This window comes from Pseudoduganella sp. GCM10020061 (assembly GCF_042683405.1).
Lineage (GTDB): Bacteria > Pseudomonadota > Gammaproteobacteria > Burkholderiales > Burkholderiaceae_D > Telluria.
The window spans coordinates 135,262-148,979 of record NZ_JBHUJS010000012.1; the positions used below are offsets into that span (position 1 = coordinate 135,262).

Consider the following 13,718-nt stretch of genomic DNA (forward strand, 5'->3'; position numbering starts at 1 on the left):
GTGATGAATGAACAAGGGAGCGGCCGGATTCCGACGAAATGCGGGTTTGGGCGAATAAAAGGTTGTAAATGGGGCCAAATCCTCCCTCGTTTGCTAACAGAAGTTGCGGCTGTGGGTGGTGAGGCTGCCGAGCAGGTGCGACATGTCCACCAGGCGCTTGGCGACCAGGTGGCGCACCTCGCCTTCGCGCTGCCAGATGCCGTACACGCCCAGCAGCGGCGCGCCCAGCACTTCGCGGCGCTGCTGTTCGACCAGCTTGGGCCAGATGATCACGTTGATGTTGCCGGTTTCGTCTTCCAGCGTGAGGAACAGCACGCCCTTGGCGGTGCCCGGACGCTGGCGCACCGTGACGATGCCGCAGGCGCGCGCCAGCTGCCCGTCCTGGAAACCCATCAGGTCCGCGGCGGACACGAAGCGCTGCATGTGCAGCCTTTCGCGCAGCAGCGCGACCGGATGGCGGCCCAGCGTCAGCCCTTGCGAGCGGTAGTCGCCGGCAATCTCCTCGCCTTCGCTTGGCGCCGCCAGCACCGGCAGGTCTTCCTGCGGCGTCGTCGGGCGCAACAGGTCGCGGTCCGCCACCGCGCCCACCGCCTGCCACAGCGCTTCGCGGCGGTTGCCGGCCAATGAATGCAGCGCATTCGAAGCGGCCAGCACCTGCAGGTCGTGGCGGTCCAGCTGCGCGCGGCGCGACAGGTCGGCCACGCTGTCGAAGGCGCGGATCGCGCGCGCGTCCTCGATCCGGGCCGCCACTTCGCGCCGCATGCCGCGCGCCATGCACATCCCAAGCCGCACCGCGGGCTGGCGCGTGCGGGTGTCGTCGAGTTCCTCCAGCGTGCATTCCCAGCCGCTGATGGCGATGTCGAGCGGACGCACCTGCACCCCGTGGCGGGCCGCATCCTGCACCAGCTGCGACGGACTGTAGAAGCCCATCGGCTGGCTGTTGAGCAGCGCGCACACGAAGGCGGCCGGCTCGTGGCACTTGAGCCAGGAGCTGGCGTAGGCCAGCAGCGCGAAGCTGGCCGCGTGCGATTCGGGGAAGCCGTATTCGCCGAAGCCCTGGATCTGGCTGAAGATCTTTTCCGCGAATTCCTCGGTGTAGCCGCGCTCCATCATGCCGCCCACGATGCGCTGGTAATACTTTTCCAGCCCGCCCTTGCGCTTCCACGCGGCCATCGCGCGGCGCAGCTGGTCCGCTTCGCCCGGCGTGAAGCCGGCCGCCAGCATCGCCACCTGCATCACCTGTTCCTGGAAGATCGGCACGCCGAGCGTGCGCTCCAGCGCCAGCTTCATTTCCGGGCTGGGATAGTCCACCGGCTCCAGCCCCTGCCGGCGCCGCAGGTAGGGATGGATCATGCCGCCCTGGATCGGGCCGGGGCGCACTACCGCCACTTCGATCACCAGGTCGTAGAAGGTGCGCGGCAGCATGCGCGGCAACATGCTCATCTGCGCGCGCGACTCGATCTGGAATACGCCGATGGTGTCGGCCTTGCAGATCATGTCGTAGGTGGCCGGGTCCTCGGCCGGGATGTCCTGCATCGAGAACTCGGTGCCGCGCCGCTCGCCAACCAGCTCGATCGTGCGGCGCAGCGCGGACAGCATGCCCAGCGCCAGCACGTCCACCTTGAGCAGGCCCAGTTCCTCCAGGTCGTCCTTGTCCCACTGGATCACGCTGCGCTCTTCCATCGCCGCGTTCTCGATCGGCACCAGGCGCGAGAGCTTGCCGCGCGCGATCACGAAGCCGCCCGGATGCTGCGACAGGTGGCGCGGGAAGCCGAGCAGCTGGGTCGCCAGCGTGGCCCACTGCTGCGTGAGCGGCGCTTCCGGGTCGAGGCCCGTCTCGGCCATCCGGTTCAGCAGGTCGGCGCGGCTGTCGAACCAGTGGTGCGCCTTGGCCGCCTTGTCGACGATGGCCAGGTCCACGCCGAGCGCCTTGCCGGCGTCGCGCAGCGCGCTCTTGGGGCGGTAGGAGATCACCACAGCCGCCAGCGCCGCGCGCTTGCGCCCGTATTTGTTGTAGATGTACTGGATGACTTCCTCGCGGCGCTGGTGCTCGAAGTCGACGTCGATGTCGGGCGGCTCGGCGCGTTCGCGCGAGATGAAGCGCTCGAACAGCAGGTTGCCGCGCGCCGGGTCCACCTCGGTCACGCCAAGGCAGTAGCAGACCGCGGAGTTGGCGGCCGATCCCCGGCCTTGGCACAGGATGCCGGCCGAACGCGCGAAGCGCACGATGTCGTACACGGTGAGGAAGTACGGCTCGTACTGCAGCTCCGCGATCAGTTCCAGCTCGTGTTCGATCTGCGCCTGCACGCGTGCCGGGATCCCGGCCGGGAAGCGGTTGTGCGCGCCGATATAGGTTTCCGCGCGCAGGTAGGCGCTGGCGGTCTGGCCGGGCGGGACCAGCTCGTCCGGGTACTCGTAGCGCAGCTCGTCGAGCGAGAAGGTGCACAGCTTTGCGATGCGCACCGTCTCGGCCAGCGCCTCCGGCGGGTACACGTTGGCCAGGCGCAGGCGCGCGCGCAGGTGCTGCTCGGCGTTCTGCGCCAGCGCGTAGCCGCATTCGGCCACCGGCTTGCCGATGCGGATCGCGGTCAGCGTGTCGTGCATCGGCTTGCGCGAGCGCACGTGCATGCACACGTTGCCGACCGCGGTGACCGGCATGCGGTGCTGCAGCGCGACCTCCTCCACCGTGAGCCGGTGCGCCTCGTCGAAGGCGCGGTGCAGCAGGTTCAGGCCGATCCAGCAGCGGCCCGGGAAATGCGCGGCCATCCACGCGGCCTGCATGTGCAGGCGGTCCACGTCCAGCGGCTCATGGCCGGGATAGGACGGCAGCAGGATCAGCAGGCAGTCCGGCAGGCCTTTCAGGTGCGCGAATTCCGGCGCGGGGCTGGAAAAATCGTCCGGGTGGACCAGGTAGCTGCCCTTTTCGCTGCGGGTGCGGGCCAGCGTGATCAGCTCGGACAGGTTGCCGTAACCGTTGCGGTTCTGCGCCAGCGCGATCAGCGACAGCGCCGGGCGCCCGTCATGCTGGGTCAGGTGGAAGTGCGCGCCGATCAGCAGCGGCAGCTTGTGCTTTTTGGCCACGCCATGCGCGCGCACCACGCCGGCGAGCGAGCACTCGTCGGTGATGGCAAGCGCGGAGTAGCCCAGCTTGACCGCGCGCTCCGCCAGCTCCTCGGCGTGCGAGGCGCCCTGGAGGAAGGAAAAATTGGTCAGGCAGAACAGCTCTGCATAGTCCGGCAGGAAAGCCATGGGGATCGGGGGAACGGCTGACTACTGTATAAAAACACAGTATAGCGTACGGGGCGGGGTCTGTCCCCTCCGGCGCCAAAGGTGCAGTACTTCGAGGCGTGTCGGACTTCCCGGTCGGCGTTGCCATCAAACCACAAGTTAGTTCCTGGCTGTAATATCTGGATAGAATAGACAGTTATTCACACTCGGGAGACGATGCCGTGCAGCCATTGACCCAGTCTATTCAGCCCTCTGGCGAGGCGCGCGAATTCCTGTGCTTCGGCGCGACTGCGGGCCACGGCAACCCTGCCCTCGTGGTCCTGCAAGGGCCGGCCACGATCGAACAGCGCCAGCACTATGCCCGCGACAGCGGCAAGACCTGCGTCTTCGTCGACCCGGCGGACGACGCGCGGGCGGCGTACGTCCTCGATTTCTATTATCCCCATGCGCGCAGCCCGCTGTGCGTGCACGCGTCGGTCGCAGCGGCCCGGCTCCTCGCGCACGGGCAGCCGGTCACCGTCAGGACTGCGCTGCATGGCCAGCTGCTCCAGCTGCACCGGGATGGCGACATGTATGCGGTGGCGCTCCAGCGCCAGCAGGCGCCGGAGGTGCGCGTCTCCAGGTCGCAGCTGCGCGAACTGCTCGGGAACCAGGTGCTCGGTTTCGTGAGCGAGGCGCGGGTGGCGTCGGTGGGCAGTCCGAAGCTGCTGGTGCAGGTGAACGATGCGGGCACGCTGTACCGCCTCCAGCCCGACCTTGCCGCCATTTCGGCGTGGAGCCGGGAGCACGGCGTGAGCGGCATTTACGTGTACTGGGTATGCAGCGATGGCGAGGTGGAAGGCAGGAACTTCAACCATCTCGACCCGGCGCTGGAAGACAGCGCGACGGGCGTTGCTGCCGGTGCGCTGTCGGTGCTGATGGAGCGCGGGCTGCACGTCTGCCAGGGCGCCGCGATGGGCAATCCCTGCCTGATGGCGACCAGTATCGATGGCGACGCGGTCAGCATCGGCGGCTATGTCCGCGAACGTTAAAGCCCCTTAGCTGGCTTTCGCGGGGAAGGTCACGGTGGCCTGCAGGCCGCCGAGCTTGTCGGAGCGGGACAGGGTCAATGCCGCGTTGTGGCGCACGGCGATGGATTTGATGATGGCGAGCCCGAGGCCGCTGCCGCCGGCCGCGCTGCCGGCAATGCGGTAGAAGCGGTCGAACACGCGTTCGCGCTCCTCTACCGGAATGCCTGGGCCGCTGTCCTGCACCACCAATTCCGCTCCCTCGCCCGCACTGCGCACCTCGATGTCGATGGTGCCGCCTTCCGGCGTGTACTTGATCGCGTTCTCGACCAGGTTGCGCACCATGATCGTGAGTGCGTCGGGATGGCCGGGCACACGCACGTCGTCGGCGCGATCCAGTCCCAGGTCGATGTTCCTGGCGGCCGCCATGCCGGCCATGTCGCCCACGGTGCGCCGCGCCAGCTCGGCCAGGTTCACCGGTTCGGCCGCGACGTTGGCGTCGTTCGCCTCCTGCCGCGCCAGCACCAGCAGCTGCTCGACCAGGCGGGTGGCGCGTTCGATGCCCGAGGTGAGGCGCTCGACGGCGAGCGCGCGCGCTTCCGGCGTGTCGGCACGCTCCAGGCTCTTGGCCTGCAGCTTGAGCGCGGCCAGCGGCGTGCGCAGCTCGTGCGCGGCGTCCGCGACAAAGTGCTGCTGCGCGTCGAACGCGGTCTTCACGCGCGAGAACAGCAGGTTCAGTTCCTGCACCAGCGGGCGCACTTCGTCGGGCAGGCCGGCCTCGGACACCGGCGACAGGTCGTCGGCCTGGCGTGCCGCCACCTGGGCGCGGGCGCGCGCCACCGGCTGCAGCGATCCGCTCACCACCCACCACACCACCAGCATGAGGATCGGGACCATCACGAGGATAGGGCCGGCGGTACGCAGCGCCAGGTTACTTGCCATGTTGCGGCGCACGGCCAGGTCCTGCGCCACCTGCACCGTCTGCGAATTGGTCTGGACCGAAAACACGCGGTACGTGGTGCCATTGGCTTCCACGTTGGAGAAGCCCAGCACGGCGCGCTGTGGCAGGCGCGCGCGCGACAGCGTGCGGAACACCTGCACGCCGTCCGGCGTCCACACCTGCACCACCAGCTCGTCGTTGCGGGCGCCAGGGTCGGTGCCGTACTCGTACTGGTTGGTGATGGGCGCGCCGGAACGCAGCGTCAGCGCCATCTGCTGCATGTGGTAGTCGAAGATCTGGTCGGCGTCGCGCAGCGCGGTACGGTAGGCGATCGATGCCTGCGCCAGCGCGGTGATCGAGATCGCGGCGAGCAGGAACCACAGCAGGCGCCCGCGCAGCGAGTGCGTCATCTTCATAGCTTGGGAACCATGTAGCCGACGCCGCGCACGTTCTGGATCAGGTCACTGCCCAGCTTCTTGCGCAGACCATGGATGTAGACCTCGACCGCGTTGCTGCTCACTTCATCGCGCCAGCTGTACAGCTTTTCCTCCAGCTGCGCGCGCGACAGCACCACGCCGGGGCGGGCAATCAGCGCTTCCAGCACCGCCCATTCGCGCGCGGACAGCGTGACCGGCGCGCCTTCCACCGCCACTTCGCGCGTAGCAGGGTTGATCGAGATGCTCTTGTACTCGAACATGGGCTCGGCGCGGCCGGAGGCGCGGCGCAGCAAGGCGCGGATGCGCGCCAGCAGTTCGTCGAGGTCGTAGGGTTTAAGGACGTAGTCGTCGGCCCCTGCATCGAGGCCGGCGATGCGCTGGGCGACGGCGTCGCGGGCGGTGGCCACCAGCACGGGAGTGCGGTCCTTGCGGGCGCGCAGGGTGCGCAGCACTTCGAGGCCGTCCTTCTTGGGCAGCCCGAGGTCCAGCACCACCAGGTCGTAGGTCTGCGTTTGCAGCGCGGTGTCGGCCATGGCGCCGTCCTTGACCCAGTCGACCGCGTAGTTCTCGGCGCGCAGCAGGTCGAGGACTACCTCGCCGATCATTGTGTCGTCTTCCACCAGCAACAGCCGCATCAATACTCCTTTAGAACGATTTTTCCGCGGCTTGGTAAAGCCGGGGACGGCCCCTTCCAGGGACAGTCCCCCTGCTACTTTAGCCGATCCGGACGGGGATGAAGATTTTGTCGTTGCCGCGCTGGATCAGCAGGGCGACGGACTTCTTCGATTTGCCGACCAGCTCGCGCACCTGCTCGACCGTGCTGACCGGACGGCCGTTCACCGACAGCAGCACGTCGCCGGGACGCACTTCGGTGTTGAGCGCGGCGCCGCCCACGTCCTCGATCACCAGGCCCTGCGTGATGCCGGACTGGCGCTTCTCGATCGGTTCGAGAGGACGCAGCGCCAGGCCCAACCTGGCGCTGCTGTCCCCCCGATCTGCCTCGACCGGCCCGGCATCTGCCAGCTTGTCGCTGGTGCTGCCAAGTTTGGCGCTGATCTGCACCAGTTTGCCCTCGCGCCAGACGTCCAGGGTGACCTTGTCGCCAGGACGGGCCAGTGCCAGCGTCGCAGGCAGGTCGCCCGATGCCACGATCGGCTGTCCGTTCACGCGGCGGACCACGTCGCCAGCCTTCAGGCCCGCCTTGTCGGCCGGACCACCCTTCTCGATGTTTGCCACCAGCGCGCCTTCCGGCGACTCCAGGCCGAACGAATCGGCGAACGCCTGGTTCACTTCCTGGATCGTCACGCCCAGCTTGGCGTGCTGCACCTTGCCGGTGGTGACGATCTGGTCCTTGATGCGGAACGCCACGTCGATCGGGATCGCGAACGACAGGCCCTGGTAGCCGCCGGTCTGGCTGTAGATCTGCGAATTGATGCCGACCACCTCGCCGCGCGAGTTGAACAGCGGGCCGCCCGAGTTACCCGGGTTGACCGCCACGTCGGTCTGGATGAACGGCACGTTTGAATCGTCCACCTGCGAACGGCCCTTGGCGCTGACCACGCCCGCGGTCACGCTGCTTTCAAGGCCAAATGGCGAACCGATGGCCAGCACCCATTCGCCGACCTTCAGGTCGCTGGTGCGGCCGATGGGTACCACCGGGAGATTCTTCGCGTCGATCTTCAAGACGGCGACGTCGGTCTTGGGGTCGGAGCCCAGAACCTTGGCACGAAACTCCCGGCGGTCCTTCAGCTTGACGGTGACCTCGCTGGCGTCGCGCACCACGTGCGCGTTCGTCAGGATCAGACCGTCCGCATTGATGATGAAGCCCGAGCCCATGCCGCGCATCGGAACGGAACCGCGCGGATCCTGGCGGGGATCGCCAAACCGGCGGAAGAATTCGTAGAAAGGATCGTCCGGGTCCATGCGCGGGCCGCGGTAGGCGGTGCGGGTGGAACCGCTCACGCTGATGTTCACGACCGCAGGGCCCATGCGCGACACGATCTGGGTAAAGTCAGGCAGCATGACGCCGGCCGCCGGAGACGCCAGCTGTGCGGGCGCAGGCGCCGCGGCGACAGGGGTGGTCACGACCGCGGTCGGCGCCGAAGCGACGGCGCTGTTGTGGTGGACTGTGATCGCACCTACCGCTCCGCCGATCGCGCCTGCTGCAACCAGTGCGAGCGTGAGACGTTTGGCGGTGATGGTAGTGGAAACACCTTCGGTTTGCATACGTTCTCCTGAGTGGTGGGTGGTTAGTCTACGGTGCAAATATTGGGGTATCAGACTTAGATTTCACTTAACAGGGCTGCGCTTGCCGATGGCCCTGCAGGGACTGGCGCCGGGCGGCCGGCGCGCAAACGCCAAAAGGGGCCGGCCCCGACGGGGGCCGTCCCCGATGCTTGCGGAACGCGTGGTACAGATCAGGGGACGGTCCCCTTCCGGGACAGTCCCCGCATGGCGCTTAGGCGGCTTCGCGCTGCTCCAGCACCTGGACGTTGCTGCCGTCGCCGATCGCGATCTTGCGTGGCTTGAGCGCCTCAGGCACTTCGCGCACCAGTTCGATGTTCAGCATGCCGTTGTCGAACGATGCCGAGGTCACCTTGACGTGGTTCGCCAGCTGGAAGCGCTGCTCGAAGTCGCGCGCCGCGATACCGCGGTGCAGGAAGGTGCGCTGCTGCTCGTCCTTGCGCTTCTTGCCGACCACGATCAGGCTGTCGCGCTCCGCGGTGATGTCGATTTCGCTGCGGTCAAAGCCGGCCAGCGCCATCACGATGCGGTATTGGTCCTCGCCGACCAGTTCGACGTTGTATGGCGGGTAGCTTGGCGTGGAGTCTTCCAGCAGGCTGGCCAGGCGGTCGAAGCCGATGGCGGAACGATAGAGAGGGGTGAGATCAAAAGTACGCATGATAAGTATCCTTGTAAAGTTAAGCGATAAGTGGACGGACCTCCGTGGAGCATCCGTTGAGTCCGATGTAGGGCTGCCCGGCTGGGGTTTCAAGGGCCTTCCGGCAAAAATTTTTGCGCCGGACGCGTGCTACACTCGCCTCCTTTCGATTGCCCTTGACCGCCCCCCGAACATGAGCCGCCGCACCCTCTCCGCACTCGCGCTGTCCCTCTCGATCGCCTTCTCCGCCCACGCTGGCGTCCCTCCCGCCATCGAAACATCCTTCCCCGGCACCATCGTGCTCAAGGTGGATGCGACCAACGTCGGCCAGAAGATCTTCCGCATCCAGTCCACGATTCCGGCCAGGCCGGGCAGGATGACGCTGCTCTATCCGGAATGGGTGCCCGGTAACCATGGCCCGAGCGCGCCATTGATGCAGCTGGCAGGGCTGCGCATCAGCGCGGGCGGCAAACAGCTTGACTGGCAGCGCGACCCGGTGCACGTGCACTCCTTCAGCTTCACGGTTCCCGAAGGCGCCGACAGCATCGAGGCGCAGTACGAATACCTGTCGCCGGTGGAGCCGTCGCAAGGGCGCATCACGATGGCATCCGAGATGCTGGGCGTGCAGTGGCTGTCGATGTCGCTGTACCCGGCCGGCTACGCCACGCGCGGCATCCCGGTGCAGGCCAGCCTGAAGCTGCCGGAAGGCTGGCAGTACGGCACCGCGCTCGAGACCGCGTCGAAGGATGGCAACGAAGTGCGCTTCAAGTTGACCGACCTGGAAACGCTGGTCGATTCGCCGGTGTTCGCAGGCCGCTACTTTAAGCGCATCGACCTTGACCCGGGCGCCAGGGTGCCGGTCTACCTGAACATCATGGCCGACAATCCGGAGAGCCTGGAAGCGAAACCCGAGCAGATCGCGCCGCACCGCGAAATGGTCAAGCAGGCGTACAAGCTGTTCGACTCCTACCACTACAAGCACTACGACTTCCTGTTCGCGCTGTCGGACGAATTCGGCGGCATCGGGCGCGAGCATCACCAGTCCAGCGAGAACGGTGTCAAGCCGGGCTACTTCAGCGAGTGGAGCAAGAACGAAGCCGTACGCGACCTGCTGCCGCACGAATTCACGCACTCGTGGAACGGCAAGTTCCGGCGCCCGGCCGACCAGGAGGTCGCCACGTTCAACGAACCGGTCCGCAACAGCCTGCTGTGGGTGTATGAGGGCCAGACCCAGTACTGGGGCAATGTGCTGGCCGCGCGTTCCGGCCTGTGGTCGCAGCAAAGCGCGCGTGATGCGCTGGCGCTGCGCGCGGCCTACTACGACAACGTGCGCGGCCGGGCCTGGCGTCCCGTGCAGGACACCGTGCATGACCCGATCGTGGCGGCGCGCCGTCCGCAGGGCTGGAGCAACTACCAGCGCAGCGAGGATTACTACGTCGAGGGCCAGCTGATCTGGCTGGACGTGGACACCAAGATCCGCGAACTGTCGGGCGACAAGCGTTCGCTGGACAACTTCGCGAAGATATTCTTCGGCGAGTACAACGGCAGCATCGGGCCGTCGTACTACACGTTCGAGGACGTGGTGCAGGCGCTGCGCACGGTACAGGAATTCGACTGGGCGCCGTTCCTGCGGGAGCGCCTGGATGCGCGTGGCGCGGGCGCGCCGCTCGACGGGTTGCAGCGTGCGGGCTGGAAGCTGGTGTACACGGACACCCCGACCGACTACGCAAAGAACGCGGAAGCGCAGAGCAAAACGGCGGACTTCGCGTACTCGCTGGGCTTCTCGGTGCGTGCGGATGGCGGCGTGAGTTCCATCGTGTGGGATGGAGTCGGCTTCAAGGCGGGGCTGTCGGGGGCGGACACGATCGTCGCGGTGAACAACCGTGCCTACAGCGGCGACGTGCTGAAGGCGGCGGTGAAGGCAGCCAAAGGCGCGAGCGCGCCGATCGAACTGCTGCTGAAGAAGGGCCCGACCTACCGCACCGTGAAGCTGGAGTACCACGACGGCCTGCGCTACCCGCGCCTCGAGCGCATCAAGGGCACGCCGGACCGCCTGCAAGCCATCTACGCTCCGCGCAAGTAGTCCCCGACAGATCCCCCGGAAGCGGGGGGATTGACGGATGCTTCAATGTTGGCGCGCGACATGCCAGACCTGAAGGATTTCGATCGAAGCTGGCTGAATCCGATAAGTCAGTAGGTAATTGCGGTGTACCTACCAATTCACGCAGGCCAGGGGAGAACTCACGGCCCAGGTATGGAAAGCTACCCAGTAGCTCAACCTTTTTTCGCACTAACTCGAGAAGTCCCTGTGCAGCGTCGGGGTTTGTGGCTGAAATGAATTCGGCAATATTTTCAAGATCGCATATCGCGCGGCGCGTCCACCGAACCACAAGAGTGTCAGGCACCATGGCGCGCGAAAAAGGCTCTGACCTCTTCTTCTGACGCGAAATCCCCTTCATCGGCGGCCGCGATCGCAGCCTTCAGATCTTCTTGTTGCAACGCTCGCCAGGTGACATATTGGCGCAGGGCTTCCTCGGTGATTGCCGACTCGGATTGACCGGAAATGTCAGACAACCTGACGATCTGATCCATCAACTCCGCTGGAATTTGCGCTCCAATAGGTACTGTTTTCATAACGCCAATCCTCCGAAAGACGGTCGACTTCATTATACGCGTCCAACGATCCTACTATTTGCGCTACGGCTATGATGACTGACCAGCCCGGCTCTCAATTGCGAAAACGGGGACCGAAAACGGGGACAGACCCCATTTTCGAAATGGGGACAGACCCCATTTTGGCCCCCCCTCTTGGTTACCGACGATGCGCTCGAGGTACACCCAGCAGTGGGCGCAAAGATGGGACTAGAAATAAAAATGGGGTCTGTCCCCATTTTTTATCCGAATAGGCCGTGCAGGTACCAGCGCGGGGCGGCGTCCTCGCCGCTGCCGACGATGCGCTCGCGGTACACCCAGTAGTGGGCGTGGTCCGCGCCTTCCGCGATGAAGTAGTCGCGTGCCTGCGAGTCGCTCCACCAGCCGGCCTCGATGCGCTCGGGCGTGGACACCATCTTCAGCGGCGAGCCGTAGAACGGCCGGTGGTCGCGCATCAGGAGCGCGATCGGCTTCTTCAGCAGCCAGGTGGGGCGCGGCAGGCTGGCCGGGTTGGGCGGCATCGACGAGCGCGAGGCGATCGTCGAACGCGTTTTCTTCTGCACCGGCACCCACTGGTTGGCCAGCTCCGGCCGGTAGTCCGCCTGCGGCGCCGCCTGCAGCACGTTGTCCGCGCCCAGGCGCGCGGCCAGCAGCTCGAACATGCGCTGCTGGTCCTCCTCGCTGCCGCCCGGCTCGGGGAACAGCGACTCGCTGGGCGGCTCCATCGCCTGCACTTGCGGCGCTTCCAGGCACAGGCCGATCACCGGCGCGTCCAGCTCCACGCGTCCCAGGCGCTCCTTCAGCACGCGCACCAGGTGCTCGTCGCGCCAGGTGGCTTCGGCCAGCACCACCTCGACCTGCGTGGGCGGGCGCGCGACCTTGCCGCGTTCGTGTTCCAGCGCCAGCGTGATGCGTTCGACCGCCAGCTGGTGCGCGCACAGCCAGCCGGTCATCTGTTGCAGCAGCGACTGCGCGCCGGCCATCAGCTCGTCCGCCTTTTCCACGCGGTCGAACAGCTCCATCTTGGCGCGGAAGGTGACCGGCGCCTCGATCCACTCGAACAGCTCCGGCGTCATGCCGTGCGCGGCGTCGAGCATGTCGATCAGGGCGCGGCCGCAGCGGCGCTGCAGGCCGGGGCGCGGCAGGCGGCGCAGGTCGCCCAGCGTGGCGCAGCCGATGCCGTCGAACCAGGCGTCGAACGGGCGCGCGGGCGGCAGCAGGTGCACCGGCAGGCGGTCCAGGCGGCGCACCAGCGAGGGCATGCGCAAGGCGCGGCCGCCGCGGTGGCGCGCCAGCAGCCAGGCGCCGCGCGCGGTGGGCGCGCAGGACAGCGCGCCGGTGTAGCCGAGCGCGCGCACGCTGGCGCGCACCCGGGCGCACAGCGCGCGCGGGCCACCGAACAGGCGCAGGCTCGCGCCCACGTCCATCAGCAGCGTCGATTCCTCGGCCTGCGCCACCTGCGGCGTGTACTGCAGCAGCGCCATCGACACCGCGTGCAGCGCCTCGGCCTCGCGCGCGGGGTCGCGCTCGAGCAACACCGCATCGGGCATCAGCATCTGCACGCCGCCGCGGCGCACGCCGGGACGCAGGCCGGCCGCAGCCGCGAGGCGCGACAGGGCCAGCACGCGGTCCTGCTCCAGCACCACGGCCCCCTTGTCACTGGACCAGTTCGGGCAGAAGACTTCGAGCGGTAACTGGGGCAGGTAGAGGGCGATCCAAAGGCGCATGGCGCTGCAACAACGAAGGAGTAAGGGGCAGGAACAGCGGCGCATCGCGCTGCGGTCCGCGCCGTTTGACAAAGCCGATCTCGAGGCCGCCGGCGGCCGGGCGCAGCGACAGGCGCAGCGGCGCGGGCGACGAATCCTGCGCCGACGCGAGCGGGCGCATCATGAAGAACAGCGTCTCGCCGGCTTGCGCGGCCAGGTGCAGGCGGCGCAGGCTTTCGCCGCGCACGTTCTGCTGCCAGAACAGCAGCGCGCCGCAGCTGCCGCTGCGCAGCACCTGCTCGGCGGCCCACAGCGCATCGGTGCTGCGGCTGGCGCGCAGCCACACCAGCTGCGACGGCTCGAAGCCCATCTCGGCCAGCGCCAGCGCCTGCGGCGCGTGGGGCGGCTGCAGCATCACGATCTTGCGCTGCGCGACCGCCAGCAGGGCCGGCTTCAGCAGGCGCATCTCGCCGATGCCGGCCTGCTGCTGCAGCAGGTCCACCAGCGTGCCGGTCGGCCAGCCGCCGCCGGGCAGCTGGCCGGACAGCGCCGGGTAGCCGGTATCCACGCATTTCGAGGACGAATGGGCCAGCTGCGAGGCCAGCCAAAGGGACGGGTGCAGCGCCTCGGGCCCGCCGCCCTGCATCTGAGAAGTATTCATATAAGCAATAAACTACTGTATAAACATACAGTACTCTTCCCTCCCCCATTTTGCAAGCCCTGCGGGGTCAGGCACAGCTCAGCAGCGGCGGGGGTCAGATACCGTCTTGAATTACAAGCCGTCGATTTAAGAAATGTGGATCAAAGGGCTTGCCTGACTTGATCACACCGTAAATGAGGTGGACAAGCTTCCTCATTACAGCGCCA

Annotated in this window: 11 protein-coding genes; 2 read left to right on the forward strand and 9 right to left on the reverse strand. The window is 66.8% G+C overall.

The genetic code is table 11. From position 1 onward, the window contains the following. Positions 1–93: 93 nt before the first annotated feature. A complete protein-coding gene (locus ACFSQR_RS16345) occupies positions 94–3,249 on the reverse strand; it encodes an error-prone DNA polymerase (RefSeq protein WP_377731047.1) in 3,156 nt (1,051 codons plus the stop codon). A 200-nt stretch (positions 3,250–3,449) separates the two neighbouring features. Between ACFSQR_RS16345 and ACFSQR_RS16350 the strand changes: the two genes are divergently transcribed. After that, positions 3,450–4,259, forward strand: coding sequence for a PhzF family phenazine biosynthesis protein (locus tag ACFSQR_RS16350; RefSeq protein ID WP_377731048.1), 810 nt, complete (start codon positions 3,450–3,452; stop codon positions 4,257–4,259). Between the two features lie 6 nt (positions 4,260–4,265). On the opposite strand, the gene ACFSQR_RS16355 is transcribed toward ACFSQR_RS16350, so the two are convergent. The 4 genes from ACFSQR_RS16355 to ACFSQR_RS16370 form a co-directional block, all read right to left on the reverse strand. Beyond that, the gene (locus ACFSQR_RS16355; RefSeq protein WP_377731049.1) at positions 4,266–5,591 is read right to left on the reverse strand and encodes an ATP-binding protein; all 1,326 of its coding nucleotides are present in this window, start codon (positions 5,589–5,591) and stop codon (positions 4,266–4,268) included. After that, complete coding sequence (locus ACFSQR_RS16360; RefSeq protein ID WP_377731050.1) at positions 5,588–6,247, reverse strand: response regulator; 660 nt, start codon at positions 6,245–6,247, stop codon at positions 5,588–5,590. The genes ACFSQR_RS16355 and ACFSQR_RS16360 overlap by 4 nt, the downstream gene beginning before the upstream one ends. A 79-nt stretch (positions 6,248–6,326) precedes the next feature. Then, entirely contained in the window at positions 6,327–7,838 is a 1,512-nt protein-coding gene (locus ACFSQR_RS16365) for a DegQ family serine endoprotease (RefSeq protein WP_377731052.1), read from the reverse strand. A gap of 232 nt (positions 7,839–8,070) precedes the next feature. Next, the gene (locus ACFSQR_RS16370) at positions 8,071–8,514 is read right to left on the reverse strand and encodes an Hsp20 family protein (RefSeq protein WP_377731053.1); all 444 of its coding nucleotides are present in this window, start codon (positions 8,512–8,514) and stop codon (positions 8,071–8,073) included. A gap of 172 nt (positions 8,515–8,686) precedes the next feature. Here ACFSQR_RS16370 and ACFSQR_RS16375 point away from each other — a divergent pair, with 172 nt between their 5' ends. Then, positions 8,687–10,576 carry a M61 family metallopeptidase gene (locus ACFSQR_RS16375; protein ID WP_377731054.1) on the forward strand — a complete coding sequence of 630 codons (1,890 nt, stop codon included), beginning with the start codon at positions 8,687–8,689 and terminating at the stop codon, positions 10,574–10,576. On the opposite strand, the gene ACFSQR_RS16380 is transcribed toward ACFSQR_RS16375, so the two are convergent. The 4 genes from ACFSQR_RS16380 to imuA all read right to left on the reverse strand — a co-directional run bounded on the left by ACFSQR_RS16380 (position 10,527) and on the right by imuA (position 13,512). Further along, a complete protein-coding gene (locus ACFSQR_RS16380) occupies positions 10,527–10,952 on the reverse strand; it encodes a type II toxin-antitoxin system RelE/ParE family toxin (protein ID WP_377731055.1) in 426 nt (141 codons plus the stop codon). The genes ACFSQR_RS16375 and ACFSQR_RS16380 overlap by 50 nt on opposite strands. Then, entirely contained in the window at positions 10,891–11,127 is a 237-nt protein-coding gene (locus tag ACFSQR_RS16385) for a CopG family ribbon-helix-helix protein (RefSeq protein ID WP_377731056.1), read from the reverse strand. The genes ACFSQR_RS16380 and ACFSQR_RS16385 overlap by 62 nt, the downstream gene beginning before the upstream one ends. Positions 11,128–11,387: 260 nt before the next feature. Continuing rightward, entirely contained in the window at positions 11,388–12,872 is a 1,485-nt protein-coding gene (locus ACFSQR_RS16390) for a Y-family DNA polymerase (protein ID WP_377731057.1), read from the reverse strand. Beyond that, positions 12,802–13,512: a translesion DNA synthesis-associated protein ImuA gene (gene imuA, locus ACFSQR_RS16395; RefSeq protein WP_377731058.1), complete on the reverse strand. Its 711-nt coding sequence runs from the start codon at positions 13,510–13,512 to the stop codon at positions 12,802–12,804. Before imuA ends, ACFSQR_RS16390 begins: the two co-directional genes overlap by 71 nt. Positions 13,513–13,718 lie beyond the last annotated feature (206 nt).